This window comes from Spiroplasma endosymbiont of Glossina fuscipes fuscipes, from assembly GCF_049669535.1.
GTDB lineage: Bacteria > Bacillota_I > Bacilli_A > Mycoplasmatales > Mycoplasmataceae > Spiroplasma.
Genome location: NZ_CP187162.1, coordinates 208071 through 224965, shown reverse-complemented (window position 1 = coordinate 224965; position 16895 = coordinate 208071). Strand labels below are relative to the sequence as shown.

Below are 16895 nucleotides of genomic sequence, written 5' to 3'. Positions count from 1 at the left end.
TATGAAAAGTAAAATTTTAAAGTTTTTAAAAGAAAAATGATGAAAAATATTATTATATTTTTTGGTAATTAGTTTGGGAATGTTTGTACCTTTTCTTTATATTGATATTAAAGAATTTCAATTATTTTTGAGTAAATTTGGTTCAGTTTCTTCAATTATGTGTATCGGATATATAATTTTTTGAATTTTAACTGCTGCGGGAATTATTGATTTAATATTATGAATTAAGAAAAAAATTAATAAAGATATAGTTAAAGGTGGTAAAGAATAATGCGTAAGTCATTATCTTTATTTGCCATATCTATTTTAGGGATTTTAGGGTTAATTATTCCTTTTATTACTTTAACAGCATTCAAACCTTTAAATCAGCAAAATTATACTGTTAAGCAACAAGCAATCGGTATCAATGAAACTGATTTTATTAATACGATGTTTTTACGCAGTAGTTTCTTTGAAAATTGGTCAGAAACAAATTACTTTATTAACCCTACTTTAAAAACATCACGATCATTAACTTATAATAATAAATGATATTTAGATTTTTTAAAGGATAGTTATTCAACGGGAATTTCATTTGATAAACCTAGTAATGATTTTATGGACTTATATAAAAATTGAGATACTTATATTAAACAGTATAACATTGATAAGTTTTATAATGTTGACAAAAAACAATTTTTAAAAGAATTAACAAATTTTATTTATTCTTTTACAAATAAATATAATTTAACACAAATGTTAAATAAATTAAAAACAAATATAAATGATTTACAATCCGTTAATTTAATTGAAAATAATTGAAAATTAATTGATAGAAATAGTTTTGATAATGAGTTTAATAGAGAAAATAATAAATCATATTTATTTCTTAATTTATTTGATGTAGGTAGATATGGTATATATTTAGCAAAAAATAATGGTAATATATCACAAAGAAAAAATAATATTTGATATTTAGAAACATATAATCCAAAAGATTTTGTAATGTTTAACACTGCAAATATAAAATCGCTTTATCGTTGAGATGGAAACAGTGAACTACAAAAACCAACAATTAACAAAACTACTAGTGAAATAACAGATTGAAGTGTTGAAAATCAAAATAAAGTTAAAGATTTTTTAAATAAGTATTTAGATATTATTATTCAAGAAAATATTAGAGTTCAACAAGGTGGAAATCCAAACTATGATGATCCAAATTTAGGTAGTGAAAGAATAATTTTTGATTTTGAAATTATTAATAATTTGGATAAGTCTAGTACTGGTACTATTTTAACTAAAAAATCAATTTATCGGATGATTTTAACGATTGATGAACATAAAAATATTGTTGCAGGTAGTTTAGAATTAACACATCTTAAACAATATTGAAATGGTTATAATTATAATCAAAGTAGTACTCCTAATACTGGTAAAAAGGTTTTTGAATGGATGAAAGGTCAAATTGATATTAATAAGTTTTTAAAAGCATTTTTTGCACATGCTTTGGTGCCTGTATTTCAAAATCGTAGTAATTTTATTGAAAGTGGGTATATTGATAATTTACAATATGATACGGTTTTAATTGATGAAAAAAAATACTAATAAAAATCAATTTGAAAGATTATTAAATAGTATGTTTACAGTTTCTCAAAATTTTTATAAAGATTATTTACGAACGATTTTTGATTTAGAAAATAATACTTATGTACAAGGATATAATAAAAAAATATAGTTTATTAGCGAACAATGGTTTTAAAATTTATCCGCGTTATTTTTATTTTTCAGATAAATATAATCAGTTGAATATTAAATTATATTCAGCATTTAAAAATCGATTTTATAATACAAATTATGGTAATGTATTTAATTATGATTTTTCAGTTGCAAATAATTATAATATTAATCAAAATGAGGGTTATATTTTTGAAGGTGCTTTAAAAGAAAAATATGGTTTAAAATATAAGAAAATTGAAGAACAAAAAATTGGTTATAATGTTTTTGAATTACAAGCACAAAAAGAAAATGATATCTATCGTTATTATGATTTTAATTTTGGAATTTATAATTGACAAGAAATAAATAATGGTGGATTATTTCCTGATGGACAGTGATGACAAGCACAATATGAAAGTTGTAGTTGATATAATTTAGCGTGTCATATCAGAAATGCTGCAATTTGAATTGTCAATAATATTCCTGGGGTAAAACAAGTAAATGAATTAGCAAGTGGGGTTGGTAAAATTTTTCAAACAATATATAGTTTTTTTAGTCAAACATTTGAGGTGTGAAAATTTAGTCCAGCATTATATAACACAATAACAAATATATTCCTATTAATTATATTTATGAAATTTGTAAGATTAATATAAAAAAGGACTTTTGTTAGTCCTTTTATTTTTTTCAATCTGTTATTTCACCAGTAGTTTTGTTAATTGTTGGTTTTTGTAGTTCACTGTTTCCATCTCAACGATAAAGCGATTTTATATTTGCAGTGTTAAACATTACAAAATCTTTTGGATTATATGTTTCTAAATATCAAATATTATTTTTTCTTTGTGATATATTACCATTATTTTTTGCTAAATATATACCATATCTACCTACATCAAATAAATTAAGAAATAAATATGATTTATTATTTTCTCTATTAAACTCATTATCAAAACTATTTCTATCAATTAATTTTCAATTACTATTTTCTGGTGGTTGTTGTGGATTATTAGGTTCTGGTTTATTACCCCCGTTTTCATTGTTATTTGGTTTTTGACAACTAATTAATGTGGTTGTACTTGTTGCTGTTAATCCGATTGTTCCTAAAATGCTAAGTCATTTTTTCATATATTTATTCCTTTTTGTGAAATGTTATAATTTTTTTAATTATACTATACCTTTTTTAAAGTAGGTGTAAATTTATGAAATATATTAACTAATAATTTTAATTTAATAACACTGTTAGAATAATTTCATTTAATACTGGAAAAGAAAATAATAAATCTTTAAATAATAAATATTGTTATTTTTTTCTTAATAAGAAAACTCGGGGTGCAGAATTTAATGCGTTCTTTATTAAAAAACAAATTCAGAAGTTTTTTAAAAATTATGAAAATATTAAATTAATTATTGGTGGGGATAGTGCTAAATGGATTAAAAAAACTGCTAAAATTTTAGATGGTATGTTTATATTTGATAGATTTCATACAATAAGAGAATTAAAGAATAATATATATTGTGGTAATCGTAGTAAAGAATCCTTTAAAAATTATTTATACGCAAAAGAATTATTTTTACAAGGAAAATACGACGAATTTATAACTTTTTTAAAATCATTACAGAATGAAAGAATTAAATTAAAATATTTTATTAATTTAAAAAATGGTATTTTAAATCAAAATAAAGAGTGAAATATTGGCGTATCTGCTGAAAGTGATGTTTCAAGAGTTGTAAAATCTTGTTTGGGATATGGGAATAAAACATTTTCATTTTCAACATTTAAAAATATTTTGGATTTAAAAATTATGAGATTTAATTTTAGTTAATTTAAAATAATTTAATTTTAGTTTTTAAACTATTTTTTAGTATGTTAAAATATGAAATTATTTTTTGTATTTTTATTTTTTGTGTTATTATGTTTTTATAAAAGAAAAAAGTTTCTTGTTTTTAAATAAATTAAATAATACCCGTTTATATGCAACACTCCCTTAATAAATATCAACAGTTAACAAAACCAATTTGAACTAATATCATTGATGCATCAACTAGAGAACATCCAATTGTGCAAAAAATTATACCAATAAAAAAATAACATCTACCAAAGAAATTGTTACAAAAAATGTAACAATAAATTTTGGTGATGAATTTAAAACAATTAGTGAAATTAAAAAAATTTTTACACTGCCTGACTTAACTACAGATGAAAAAGTGACAGTAGCTGTTGATTATAATTCATCATTAAATTCATTTTTAAAAAATAAAAATAATTTATTTGTTGCTGTTGAGTTGCAAATTGCACAAAAAAATAAAATTCCAAATGTTCAAAGATATTTGTTTAAATTAAACAAATTAAATAATACAATAGTATTTCAAGGAATAGATGATGAATATAAAGGAATTCTCGGTTTACATTCACAAAATAAATTAATTAAATTTTATGGTAATGCTGAAGAAATTCATTATCGCTTTAACCAAGAAATGTACTATACTATTAAAATAAAAAATAGTGTTGGTGAGTTAATAAAAAATATTGTTATTACTGGTAACCAAAATTTCGCTGAAATTATTAGAAAATATGATTTAACCGATGGGATTAAATATGATGAAAATTATCAAATTTCCATTATTCCCGCCGAAGGAAATCGTGTTCGAATTTTTAATAATGACAAATATCAACCATTAAATGGCAGAAAAACATATATCATTAAAAATGATAATTTAGTTGAAAAAAAATAAAAATAAAAAAGGGAAAAATTAATAATAATCTTCCCTTTTTTAATTAAAATAAATATTGGTCATACTAGGGTTTTCATAACATAAAATTATCTTTTATAAAAATAATATTAACTTTATCATTATTACAACACATTTTAATTATTAGAATCAATTTCAAATTGAGTAGATACTATATAATTTGCTTTCTTTGTCATTACTCTTGCTGCTGAATCACTAATCTCAAATAATCGTGATCCCGCTTTAGGAACCAAAGTTATAATTCCTTTACTATAATCAGCAGTAATAATATTAATTTCATCATATAAAAGATCACTATATTTATTAATAAATTCTTGTCCTAAAGTTTTAATAACCACTTTTTTTCTAATAAGATTAAAATTATCATTTTGCAAAAGTGTGTAATTAATTTTTATTTTTATTACAGGGTTTGGATCTGTAACATCCCCCATTTCTATTTTTTCATTATTTACATTTAAATAATATTTATTTTCACCAACAATAAATTTAAAATGAACTTTAAATGAAGATGGACTAACAATATTATTTTTGTCATAAATTAAAGAAAAAGTTCCTTCACTTTCAAATAATTCACCTTTATATTTTGCTTTAAGTAAAATTGTAGCAAAGGCTTTTTGATAAATTGAGAAGGCACGGTTACGATCACCAATATATTCCATAATTGTTGCTGCCAAAACCATAGGTTTTCACTGTTCATGTTGTTCATTTTCCCTAAAAATCTTATAAACTTCTTTATTAATTGTAATTGTTCCCAATTCAGTTTCTTTAATTAACTGATCAAACATTAGATTTTCATTTATGATATTAACTTCCCCAGTAAAGTCTTTTCCTTGCTTGGCAGTAATTATTGCAGAATGCCCATCTGGTTTTACTGAAACATCAACATCATTAAGAGTAAGAGCAGTTCCATTTAATAAATTAATTGATTTTAAAACTAAATTTTCATCATACACCAGCATATCTTTTGAGCTATATGTCAATGATATTACTATTAAAATCTTTGTCAAATCATTCGTTACTCATTCTAAATTAATTTTTTTGTTAAATAATCTAATTTTTTTCATTCGGTAAATAATGAATGACAGCACTTTGCATTCCGGGTAAAATATCAACATCAAATTTGTGAACATTAATGTTCTTATCATATTCTTTTAAAGCCTCTTTTATTCCAAAAATTGTTGGGATTGTTTTTATTGTCTTAAGTTCTCTGGGAACATTATCATTAATATTTTCTTTACTAATTTTATTTGTGCAGCTAACTGGAAATAAACTTGCATTCCCAATTAAAGTAATACTGCCTAAAATGGTCAGTAATTTTTTCATTTCTTTTTCCTCCTTGAATTTGAATAATAAAAAATATTATTAACCAAGGGGCGGAAATTTCCCCTTTTTAAATTCATTTAATAATTCTGTTTTTTGGAAATTATACGAGAACTCATGTTCAATAAATTGCTTTTTATCACCAATTAATAAGAATAACATTAAAAGTAAATAAATATTAAAAAACTTTAATATTTTATACTCTTCTAATAACATTGCTAAAATAAAACTATTATTAATAATTAACATTTTAAAAAAATTAAGTTAAGAATCGCAGAAATACTAGCTAATAAATAAACAGCACAATATAAAATTATTAATTTAAAATAAAGTTCTTGATAAATAGACCCCAAATGATCAAATAATCAATAAACTTGAAAATTAATAATAATGTTATAGGTAAAATAGATAAAGTTAACAAGCCATAATATTACAAAGTAATACTTTTTGGCAAAAATAACTTTTAACTCTGATAATTGTAAATAAGATTGGTACTTCTTATTCATATAAAAATTATTTAAAAGAACACAACAATTAATAAGAATAATAGTAACACTAATTAAATAAACTGAATCTAAAATTAAAAGAATAAATGTTAATTTATGAATTGGATAAGTATTATATAAAATGGCAAATAAAAATAAATAAGCCAATAAAAATTTTAAAAAATATTAAACACAATTTTTTAACATAATTTACCATCTTTTACCAAATTACCTTTCTCAAAAGTGATATTTTTTCTATTATACAAAAAAAGTTTGAAAAATTGTTTAATTTCTCAAACTTATTCCTATTTTTAAAAAACTATAATTTTAGTAAATTTAAATTATAGCTAAAATAGTTAAGATCTAATTAGTTTTTTCAAAATAAAAAAGTTATATTTTAAAAATATAACTTTTTTATTTTAATTTACAATATTTAAAAAATGATAAAAATTATTCATCATTTCTTATTAATAATTATTTTACTAATCCTAAAAAAGTCTGTGGTTCTAAACTAGCACCGCCAACTAAAGCACCATCAATATCGGGTTGTGCTAATAATTCTTTAATATTATCTGGTTTAACACTACCACCATATTGAATTCGAATTATATTTGCTACCACTTCATCATAAAGCGCAGCAATTTTAGCACGAATTATAGCACAAACTTTTTGAGCAATTTCGGCGGTTGCTGTTTTTCCAGTTCCAATTGCTCAAATTGGTTCATAAGCAATGACAACTGTTTTTGCATCTTCCAAATCAATTCCTTGGAATGCTTTTGTAATTTGATTTTCAACAACTTGTTGCGTTTCATTATTTTCATATTGGTCTAATGTTTCACCACAGCAAATAACTGGCACCATCCCCTTTGCTAATAATTTTTTTGCTTTTAAATTAACAGTCTCATCAGTTTCATTAAACATTTCACGACGCTCAGAATGACCAATAATAACATGTGTTATTTTTAGATCTTCTAACATATCAACTGAAATTTCACCGGTAAAAGCCCCAAAATCTTCATAATGACAGTTTTGTGCCGCAATAATCAAATTATTAGCATGTTGCTGTGCAACAACTAAATTAACATATGGTACTGCTATTCCCGCTTCTACTGTTAAATTACCACAAACAGGATTAACTTGATTTAAAAATTCAATTGTTTCACTACTTGTTTTATGCATTTTTCAATTTCCAATAATAATTGGCTTTCGCATTTTCTTCCCTCGTTTCTATATAACATTTTAATTATATACTTAAATTTTACAGATTTCGTAGTAAAATAATAAGTTTCTTAATGTTATAATATATCACAAAGAGGTGAAAAAATGTTTTTTTCAGCATTTCAAATGAAATACAATACAAAATCAATTAAAAAATTACCAAAAATTAATGATTCTGAAAAATGGTTAATTATCGATGTTCGACCAAAAGAAGAATGATTGGAAAGTCATATTACCAATAGCATTAATATCCCTCATCATTTATTTCGTCTAATTTATTCAAAAAAAGTTATTAAAGATAAAAAAATTCTTTTTATTTCAAGTGCTGGCCATTCCCATCTTGATTTATATCAATTATTAAAAAAACATAATTCTAAAGTTTACATTCTTATGGGGGGCTGAAAAAAAGTTCACCAGACCGATAAACTTGATAAAATCTTAACTTATAACCCTATTGATTAATTTTATTCATCACTGGGGTTTTTATTTGGTATGGAACTGGGGATTTGTTTTGTTTAATAACAATTCATTAATTCCTCATAAAATTAAACTTCCTCCAATAATAATTGCTAAGCTATATAAAGTATTATGATTACTTTTAAAAGCAACAAAACTATAAATAATGTAACAAATTGAAACGAGCAACAAGAAGATAGCAAAGCCAGCATAGTAATACATTCCTTTTACTTTCGTTACTTCAACCCGTTTTGTATAATGATTTACTCATACAGCAACAATTAAACTAATATAGCAAATAAAAGCAACAAAACTAACTGCATTGGAAGATATATCTAATAAATAAAGTGGGTCATCTTTAATTCCTAAACTAGTTCCCATAATGATTAAATTAAAACTAACCGTAATTGCCATTTGAATTAGGCCAATTTGGTGATAACTTAATTCTTTTTTGCCAATATAAACAAGACGTTCATCTTGAACAGTTTGGCCTAATGCTGGTGAAACAAATGTTAAACCATTAATACTCATTAGTGCGGTAATAACAATAAATCAGGTCAAAACACGTGCAATTGGTCCACCAATAATATTATTAAATAAACTAAAAACACTTCCATCGTTTGTCCCTAAGAATAACGAAATAACTTGAATTAAATAAAAAACTGTAATAAAAACCATCGCAACAAATAGTGCTTTTGGCACAACATTTTTGTTAGAAACTTCTTTTTGTAATCCTGCGGCATAAATAAATCCATCAAAAGAAAATAACACGGGTAAAAGGCCCATAAAGAAATTCCCAAATTTTAATTCTTTAAAACTATCAAACACATTTCCATTCATTGGAATAATGAATCCAATAATTAAACTTACCAATAGTGGAATAAATTTAACAAAAGTTCCAATGGTCTGTACTCATTTTCCAACATTTCGTAAAAAAATATTTAATAAGTAAAACAAGATTAAAAGAATACTACCCACACTAATTGCAATTGCGTTTTGGGTTCCCTTTGTAATACTCTCAATTTCTAACGCATCAAACATTGCGTTAATACTAAAAATTGGGAAAATTCCTAATAAAATTGGAAAATAAAAAAAAATAAAAAAAATTGAAAATAAACTTCCAACCTTACGGCCAATTAAAACATTGGCTCATGATGCTAATGTTCCATTCCCGCTCTTTGTGTTAATAGAAGCAATTTCAATAAAAACCATAATCATCGCAATTCCTAAAATACCAACTAAAATTCATAATGCAATTGCTAAATATGGATTTTGGGTGAAATATAAAACGTGGCCCTCAGAAGTATCATTTTTTAAATAAATCCCAATTCCGATTGTAATTCCAACAGCCGTTGAAAAAACAGTTAAAAATTCAAAGAACTTAACATGTTTTTTCGTTTTTCCCATAATTTTTTCCTCCATTTTTTCAAATAAATAACCTTTAATAAACATATCTTATAAAAAAATATAAATAAATTATAACATAGCTTACTTTTGATTTTCGTAATATTTTTTCTTAATTTCGCGGAAAAGATGATTAACTCCTGATTTTGAAATTTCTAAATTATGCTCACTCTCCAATAATAGTGAAAGATCTTGCAATGATGCATCCGGATAGACAATCCGTAAAAACGCAACTTTTCTTGTATTATCATTTAATTCATCAAATAAATTATGTTCTAACAAATAATTAATCATAATAACTTGTTCCTCTCCAGCTTTCATTGCTTTTTGCTGGTTTGAAATTTCAATGTTATTTAACCGATTAATACTGTTTACCATGTCCCGCGAAATGCGCGTATTTTCAAATGCTAAAACACTATTAATTGCATCAATTAATTTTAGAAAATCAGAAACTAAAATTGATCTTTTAAGATAGCAGACATATTTATCGTGGCGGGTAACTATCTTAAAAGGAAAATGAAATTTGTGTAATAATCTGCGAAAAGTTTGTGCTGAAACCTCATCAATAAACTGCACTTCTAAGTGATAGTTGCTTGTTTCAGGTGAATTAACACTACCACACGCCACAAAAATTCCCGCAATGTAAGCACGTTGCTGGCGTTCATTTCAATCAGCAGGAATTGTAATAATTTTTTGGTTGGTATCAGCATCAAAAATATTTAAGTTTTTTAGAATTTCTGCGGCACGTTCTTTAATTCGTAAAATAAACGTTTTATTTTTTTTTAATTTTGTTGTCTGCATAATAATAATGTCAATTTCAACTTGATATAAATTTTTAAGAAAGGAATAAATTGTACGAATAATTGCGTTACTAATTGAACTAACTTCAAAATTAAAATAATGGTTGCTAATATTTAATGTCATATTATATTTAACAAAACCACATAAAAAAGCTTTTTGACAAACTGGGTCAAATTCTTTTTTAATAATTTCCTCTTTAACTTCTAGCGCGAAACTCATTTTAATCCCTCTTTTATCTAATTTAATAGTACAGAAAAAACCACTAGCTTGGCATAGTGGTTTAGACAATTAACCTTTTTGTTTAAATTCACGAACTTCTTGTTCAGAATCTTGCATTGGTTCAACGCTCCCATCCTCAACTTTTCGGATTACAACATTTGCTAATTTAATAACAACTTCATGAGCAATTGATAATTGCATATGTTCAAACAATTTTGCTGCTTCTTCAACATACGCATGAAGCGGATTAGTTTGCGCATAACTACGTAAATAAATCCCACTTCGTAATTTACTTGCTTGGTCAATATGCTTTGTTCAATATTCATCAAAAGAAGAAATAATTGCATTCCGTTCAATCTGATTCATCACATCAGCAGGAACATCCTCTGTCCGTGCTTGATAAAAGACATTCATTTTTTCTGCAAGATATTTTGCAACTTCTTCGCGGGTCATTTTTTCCATTACTGTTTTATCTAATGCATTATTTGCAACAACTTTATCGTTGACCCCTTTAATTAACTCATCATAACGAATAAATCATTCACCATGTGATTCATTTCCAAACATTTTTGTTAAATCATATGCTGCTGAATATTGCATCTTTTTAATAATTGGTTTTAAATCAGAAGCAGTTAAAATTTGATCACGACGAGCATACATTGCTTCACGATGTTGTGCTAAAACATTATCATAATCTAAAATATGTTTTCGTTGATCAAAATTCATCCCTTCAACTTTTTTTTGCGCATTTGAAATTGCTCTTGTTAACATTCGTGATTTAATAAAATCTGACCCTAGTCTTGCAAAAATGCGACGTAATCGATCACCACCAAAACGCATCATTAACTCATCATCCATTGCGACATAGAAACGTGAAAATCCAGGATCTCCTTGTCGTCCTGAACGCCCACGTAACTGATTATCAATCCGACGCGCTTCATTTCTTTCAACCCCAAAAACAGCTAAACCGCCAAGGTTAGTAACTCCTTCCCCTAATTTAATGTCAGTTCCCCGTCCTGCCATATTCGTTGCTAAGGTAATGGCCTTTTTTTCTCCCGCTTGCGCAATAATATCCGCTTCGCGTTCATGGTTCTTAGCATTTAACATTTCAAACTTTAAATTAGCATTGCGTAAATAATGAGAAACAATTTCTGATGATTCAACCGAAGTTGTCCCAATTAGAATTGGTTGTCCTTTTTCATGCAAAGTCAAAATTTCTTTCATCATTGCTTGCATTTTTGCATCACGATTAGCGAACATATAGTCTGCTTCATCACGACGAATTAATGGACGATTAGTTGGAATTTGAATTACTCGCATATTATAAATTTTTACAAACTCTTCTTCTTCTGTTTTTGCCGTTCCGGTCATTCCACTTAATTTATTATATAAACGGAAAAAGTTTTGATAAGTAATAGTTGCCATCGTTACTGTTTCTTGTTCAATTTCAACATGTTCTTTTGCTTGTAATGATTGTTGTAAACCATCGCTATATGCACGCCCCGGCATTAATCGTCCGGTAAACTGGTCAATTAGAATAATTTCATTGTTTTGAACAACATATTCAATTCCGTTTTTAAAAACAAAATTAGCCTTCAAAGCATTTAAAATTAAATGATATAATTCAGTATTTTTAATGTCAAATAATGAATTAATTGAGAAAATCTTTTCTGCTTTTAAAATTCCTTCTGGAGTTAAATAAACTTGTTTTGTTTCTAAATCAATTTCAAGATCATTTTCTCGTGACAATGATTTTGCAAAATGATCGGCTGCTTGATATTGTGGAATTCGATTTTGGCGACCTCCCGAAATAATTAATGGTGTTCTTGATTCATCAATTAAAATTGAATCAGCTTCATCAATAATAGCATAGTTTAACCCGTGTTGTACTTTATCACTAAAGTTTTTAACCATATTATCACGTAAATAGTCAAATCCTAATTCAGCGTTAGTTGTATAAGTAATATCACAACTATATGCTGCTCTTTTTTCGTCTTTATTTCCACTACGAGTGTTTAACCCAACTGTTAAACCTAAAAATAAAAACACTTGACCATTAATCTCTGAATCCCGTTTTGACAAATATTCATTAACAGTAACAATATGAACTCCTTTTCCAGTTAAACCATTTAAATATGTTGGCATTAACGCAGTTAAGGTTTTTCCTTCTCCGGTTTTCATTTCAGCAACATCACCCTCATGTAGAACAATTCCTCCAATTAATTGGACACGATAAGCATACAAACCTAAAATACGGCGTGCTGCTTCTCGTGCCACCGCAAAAGCCTCAATTAAAATATCATCTAATGTTGCACCCTGCGCTAATCTCTCTTTAAATTCAGCTGTTTTTGCTTTTAATGCTTCATCAGACAATGCTTGCATTGTTCCATCTAAGGCTATGATTTTATCTGCTATTTTTCCATGTTTTTTTACAATATTACGATCGCTAACTGCCATGTAACTATCTCCTCTATTCTACACAATTATAAACAATTATTTTTATTTTATCATAAAAAATAATGTTCGCATAATTATTACACAATGTTAACAATTGTTTTTTTAGCGATAATTTTTATCCTCTGGTTTTCATGAATACGAGTCTCATAAAATCTCACTAATTAGATGATACTTAACATCTAAAATACCAGGATAACTCTCTAATTCACTAATAAAATTAATTATTTCTTTTCCTGATTGAAACCAACATTGAATTGCAAAATCTTGGTCATGCCAATGACGTGATAAATATGAAACATAAACTTTATTATGTAATCATTCTTGTAAAACTTTAATATCAACATCCTGATTAATTTTAAAAAAAATATCAACAAAATTAACATAACCGAAAGCATTTAGGTTGACAATGCAAACAGGTTTAACAATGTTTTGCGTCATTAACTTATTAATTCGCATTCGAATTATTTTTTCAGAGATATTAATTGTTTTACTAATTTTACGCACTGAAATGCGACTATCTTTTTGTAACTGACCAATAATATCCCGATCTATTTCATCCAATCTAATCATACTATTACCTCTCAATTTAAATTAAAAAAAACAAAATAACCTGATTTCATTCTAATAGGTCCTTATTTTAACTATTATTTTATAATTAAAATATTAATGCTACTGATTAAAATCCTTTGATGTCCTTTTTTATGCCTTAATCTTAACTTATTTCCGAAAAAAATCCATTTTTTGCCTAATTAATTACAAAGTAATTGGAATTTTAATTTGTAAAATATTATTAGAAAAATATAATAAAAACAAAGAAAGGAGAATTACAATGAATCAATTACGACATTTTATTGATACCCAAGATTTTAGTAAAAATGAAATCTTAGATTTATTAACGCTAATGAAAAAACTAAAAACTGCGCGTTATAATGGAGCAATTCCGCCCTTATTACAAAATAAAACATTAGCAATGATTTTTGAAGAACCTTCAACAAGAACAAAAGTTTCTTTTGAAGCAGCAATGACATTATTAGGGGGGCATGCTCAATATTTAAAACCCGACGAAATTCATCTTGGTCAAAAAGAGTCCCTTTATGATATAATTAAAGCTTTATTACACATGACCGATGGAATTTTAATCCGCGCCTGAAAACATGAAACAGTGGAAGCAATTGCTAAAAACGCTGATGTACCCGTTTTTAATAGTTTAAGTGATTCCAATCATCCAACGCAAGCTTTATGTGATTTATTTACCATCCTTGAACATACTGATCCAATACTATATTTAAATAATGACTTTAGCAAATTAAAAATTGTTTTTATTGGTGATCAAACTAATGTTTGTAGTTCGTTAATGCACATTACTACAAAAATGGGGATGAACTTTGTCCATATTGCCCCTAAAAAATACCAATCACCAGCAGCATGAATTGATATTGCCAAAGCAAACATTAAGGAAAACAATGGTGGCAGTGTTTTAATCACCGAAGACTTAAATTATGTTAAAGATGCCAATATTATTTATACCGATTTATGATGATGAGTTGACCAAGAAGATGAAGCAAATGAACACGTAAAAGCCTTTAAACCAACTTATCAAATTACTAATGCCTTAATGGCAAAAGCGGGACCACAAGCAAGATTTATGCACTGTTTGCCAGCTTCACAAAATATTGAGGTTATGGATGAAGTTATCGATGGAAACCAATCAATTGTGTTCCAACAAGCTGAAAACCGTTTAACAGCTCAGCTTGCCTTATTAGTTTATTTTATCTATCCATGCCTTGATATTGCCACAACAGCTACAAAAGCTTATCATGCTGGTGACATCACTAGTTGATTAGATGATATCCAACGCCCATGAAAACAACGTTATACTTTTAATCATCAAGAATAATCCTTATGAAAACAAAAAAATTAAAAATAACTGATATTATCCTTTTTACTTTTAGCGCATTTTTGTTCTTGACTCATTTGCTGCCGCTGCTAAAATTGGATGATCATCAATTATTTATTGATTTTTATTAGCAATCTTTTATTTTCTTCCCTATGGTTTTATTAGTGCTGAATTAAGTTCAACCTTTGGTGCTGAAGGCGGAATGTATGTTTGAGTAAAAAAGCATTTGGGCAAAAATGAGCTGCACGAACAAACTGTGGATAGGTTACAATAACTTGGACCATATTTATGTAGACTGTAAAAAATAAGCTAAAATTATTAGGAAAGCAGGAATATAAAAATGGCAAAAAACCAGTACACCGATGAATTCAAGAAACAAATCGTAATGTTATATAAAAATGGTAAAAGTAATATTGAAATTGTTAACGAATATAAAATTTCAAAGGCAGTTCTTTATCAATGAGTAAAAAAAATTGAGAATTCTGGTTCTTTTAAAGCAAAAGATAACAGAACACCAGAAGAAAATGAGTTAATTGAACTAAGAAAACGAAATAAGCAACTAGAAATGGAAAATGATATTTTAAAGCAAGCAGCACTGATAATAGGCAAAAAGTAATATTAATTACTAACAATAAAGACAAATATTCAGTGAGGAAAATGTGTCAAATATTAAAAATAGCAAAATCAAAGTATTATTATCAAATTAATAAGATCACTAAAACTGAAATTAATATTTATGAAAATGAAGTTATCAGTGCATTTAAAGAAAGCTATAAAGTTTATGGTGCTAGAAAAATTAAAATTATTTTAGCAAGAAAGAACATTATTTTATCTCGACAAAAAATTAGAAGAATTATGGCAATAAATAATTTAGTATCAAAATATACTAAATTAAAATATCGCAATCATAAATCTCCTGTAAATAATGATCAAATTAGTAATATTCTAAATCGTGAGTTTAGTAATAAAAGACAAAATGAAGTTATTGTGAGCGATTTAACCTATGTTCAAGTTGGTTCAAAATGACATTATATTTGCTTACTAATTGATTTATTTAACCGTGAAGTAATTGGCTATAGCGCTGGAACAAATAAAACTGCTGAACTAGTTCAGCAGGCATTTTATAAAATAACATGACCACTAAATCAAATTAGGTTGTTTCATACAGATCGTGGTAATGAATTTAAAAATAAAATTATTGAAGAAATTTTATTAACATTTAATATTAAAAGATCATTAAGTGCAAAAGGTTGCCCTTACGATAACGCAGTAGCTGAAACAACCTATAAAGCTTTTAAAACTAAATTTATTAATGGTCGAAAATTTAAAAATTTAGAACAATTAAAGTTGGAACTATTTAATTTCATTAATTGATACAACAATATTCGAATTCATGGTAGTTTGAATTACTTAACTCCAGTTGAATTTAGAAATCAGAAGTCTACATAAAAAGTGTCCTAAAAAGTGTTGCCATTCCAAATGATGATAAAATTGCCGCTGAAGTATCTTCTTATTTGAAAATTGATCGTTACCGTACTTCATTTGTTTTAGAAGGAGGTAGTATTCATGTTGATGGCGAAGGAACTTTATATACTACTAAAGAATGTTTATTAAATCCTAATCGTAATCCACATTTATCAAAAATAGAAATTGAGGTAGCTTTAAAACAATACTTAAATGTTAAAAAAGTGATTTGATTACCTTATGGAATCTTTAATGATGAAACAAGTGGTCATGTTGACAATATGTTATGTGTTGTTAAACCAGGGACTGTTCTCTTAGCCTGAACTGATGATCAAAATGATCCCCAATATGAACGTAGTCGTGCTGCCCTTAAATTTCTAGAAGCAACAACCGATGCAAGGGATCGTAAAATTAAAGTAATTAAATTACCAATTCCAACACCAATGTATACAACAAACGAAGACACCAGTGACATTATTGACAAAGAACATGTTAAAACACGATTAGAAAATACCCGCTTGGCTGGTAGTTATGTTAACTTCTATATTGCAAATGGAGCAATCATTTTACCAATTTTTAATTTGGCAACAGATCAGCAAGCAATAGATATTATTGGTGCTGCTTTTCCTCACTATAAGATTGAACCAATTTATGCTTATGAAATTTTATTAGGTGGTGGAAACATTCACTGTATTACACAACAACAAATTTAAAAAATAAAAAACGAC

17 protein-coding genes and 1 pseudogene are annotated in these 16895 nt (G+C 26.5%); 8 read left to right on the top strand and 10 right to left on the bottom strand.

What is annotated here, in order from left to right; all coding sequences use genetic code 4:
• Position 1: 1 nt before the first annotated feature.
• Complete coding sequence (locus tag ACOBWH_RS01335; RefSeq protein ID WP_004027877.1) at positions 2-271, top strand: hypothetical protein; 270 nt, start codon at positions 2-4, stop codon at positions 269-271.
• Positions 271-2351, top strand: a pseudogene (locus ACOBWH_RS01330) (spiroplasma phage ORF1-like family protein). Before ACOBWH_RS01335 ends, ACOBWH_RS01330 begins: the two are co-directional and overlap by 1 nt.
• Positions 2352-2373: 22 nt before the next feature.
• On the opposite strand, the gene ACOBWH_RS01325 reads toward ACOBWH_RS01330, so the two are convergent.
• Positions 2374-2820 carry a lipoprotein gene (locus ACOBWH_RS01325; RefSeq protein ID WP_424526745.1) on the bottom strand — a complete coding sequence of 149 codons (447 nt, stop codon included), beginning with the start codon at positions 2818-2820 and terminating at the stop codon, positions 2374-2376.
• 119 nt (positions 2821-2939) lie between these two features.
• On the opposite strand from ACOBWH_RS01325, the gene ACOBWH_RS01320 reads away from it, so the two are divergent.
• Together ACOBWH_RS01320 and ACOBWH_RS01315 are read left to right on the top strand one after the other, a co-directional pair.
• Positions 2940-3518, top strand: a complete 579-nt coding sequence (locus ACOBWH_RS01320; RefSeq protein WP_424527365.1) for a UPF0236 family transposase-like protein — start codon at positions 2940-2942, stop codon at positions 3516-3518.
• A 382-nt stretch (positions 3519-3900) separates the two neighbouring features.
• Positions 3901-4428, top strand: coding sequence for a putative mucin/carbohydrate-binding domain-containing protein (locus tag ACOBWH_RS01315; protein ID WP_424526744.1), 528 nt, complete (start codon positions 3901-3903; stop codon positions 4426-4428).
• A 134-nt stretch (positions 4429-4562) separates the two neighbouring features.
• Here the strand turns inward: ACOBWH_RS01315 and ACOBWH_RS01310 are convergent, their stop codons facing one another.
• The 5 genes from ACOBWH_RS01310 to tpiA all read right to left on the bottom strand — a co-directional run bounded on the left by ACOBWH_RS01310 (position 4563) and on the right by tpiA (position 7463).
• Complete coding sequence (locus ACOBWH_RS01310) at positions 4563-5510, bottom strand: hypothetical protein (protein WP_424526743.1); 948 nt, start codon at positions 5508-5510, stop codon at positions 4563-4565.
• A complete protein-coding gene (locus ACOBWH_RS01305; RefSeq protein ID WP_424526742.1) occupies positions 5497-5769 on the bottom strand; it encodes a lipoprotein in 273 nt (90 codons plus the stop codon). The genes ACOBWH_RS01310 and ACOBWH_RS01305 overlap by 14 nt, the downstream gene beginning before the upstream one ends.
• 39 nt (positions 5770-5808) lie before the next feature.
• Positions 5809-6015 (bottom strand): hypothetical protein, encoded by a 207-nt coding sequence (locus ACOBWH_RS01300; protein ID WP_424526741.1) that lies wholly within the window; start codon positions 6013-6015, stop codon positions 5809-5811.
• Positions 6009-6272 carry a hypothetical protein gene (locus tag ACOBWH_RS01295; protein WP_424526740.1) on the bottom strand — a complete coding sequence of 88 codons (264 nt, stop codon included), beginning with the start codon at positions 6270-6272 and terminating at the stop codon, positions 6009-6011. Before ACOBWH_RS01295 ends, ACOBWH_RS01300 begins: the two co-directional genes overlap by 7 nt.
• A gap of 453 nt (positions 6273-6725) precedes the next feature.
• Positions 6726-7463, bottom strand: coding sequence for a triose-phosphate isomerase (gene tpiA, locus ACOBWH_RS01290; protein WP_424526739.1), 738 nt, complete (start codon positions 7461-7463; stop codon positions 6726-6728).
• A gap of 111 nt (positions 7464-7574) precedes the next feature.
• Between tpiA and ACOBWH_RS01285 the strand changes: the two genes are divergently transcribed.
• Entirely contained in the window at positions 7575-7931 is a 357-nt protein-coding gene (locus tag ACOBWH_RS01285; RefSeq protein ID WP_424526738.1) for a rhodanese-like domain-containing protein, read from the top strand.
• Positions 7932-7952: 21 nt separating this feature from the next.
• Here ACOBWH_RS01285 and ACOBWH_RS01280 read toward each other — a convergent pair whose 3' ends face one another.
• The 4 genes from ACOBWH_RS01280 to ACOBWH_RS01265 form a co-directional block, all read right to left on the bottom strand.
• The gene (locus ACOBWH_RS01280) at positions 7953-9332 is read right to left on the bottom strand and encodes an APC family permease (RefSeq protein WP_424526737.1); all 1380 of its coding nucleotides are present in this window, start codon (positions 9330-9332) and stop codon (positions 7953-7955) included.
• Between the two features lie 81 nt (positions 9333-9413).
• The gene (whiA, locus tag ACOBWH_RS01275; protein WP_424526736.1) at positions 9414-10349 is read right to left on the bottom strand and encodes a DNA-binding protein WhiA; all 936 of its coding nucleotides are present in this window, start codon (positions 10347-10349) and stop codon (positions 9414-9416) included.
• A 69-nt stretch (positions 10350-10418) separates the two neighbouring features.
• The gene (secA, locus tag ACOBWH_RS01270; RefSeq protein ID WP_424526735.1) at positions 10419-12806 is read right to left on the bottom strand and encodes a preprotein translocase subunit SecA; all 2388 of its coding nucleotides are present in this window, start codon (positions 12804-12806) and stop codon (positions 10419-10421) included.
• 102 nt (positions 12807-12908) lie between these two features.
• Complete coding sequence (locus tag ACOBWH_RS01265; protein WP_424526734.1) at positions 12909-13376, bottom strand: Lrp/AsnC family transcriptional regulator; 468 nt, start codon at positions 13374-13376, stop codon at positions 12909-12911.
• 259 nt (positions 13377-13635) lie between these two features.
• Here ACOBWH_RS01265 and argF point away from each other — a divergent pair, with 259 nt between their 5' ends.
• The 3 genes from argF to ACOBWH_RS01250 all read left to right on the top strand — a co-directional run bounded on the left by argF (position 13636) and on the right by ACOBWH_RS01250 (position 16880).
• On the top strand, positions 13636-14703 hold the full coding sequence (gene argF / locus ACOBWH_RS01260) for an ornithine carbamoyltransferase (RefSeq protein WP_424526733.1): 1068 nt from the start codon (positions 13636-13638) through the stop codon (positions 14701-14703).
• 340 nt (positions 14704-15043) lie between these two features.
• Positions 15044-16152, top strand: a protein-coding gene (locus tag ACOBWH_RS01255) for an IS3 family transposase (RefSeq protein ID WP_424526732.1) whose coding sequence is annotated in 2 segments (ribosomal slippage) — positions 15044-15284 and positions 15284-16152 — 1110 coding nt in all. Because the reading frame shifts where the segments join, the coding sequence is not laid out codon by codon here.
• A 65-nt stretch (positions 16153-16217) separates the two neighbouring features.
• Positions 16218-16880, top strand: coding sequence for an agmatine deiminase family protein (locus ACOBWH_RS01250; protein ID WP_424526731.1), 663 nt, complete (start codon positions 16218-16220; stop codon positions 16878-16880).
• Positions 16881-16895: the final 15 nt, after the last annotated feature.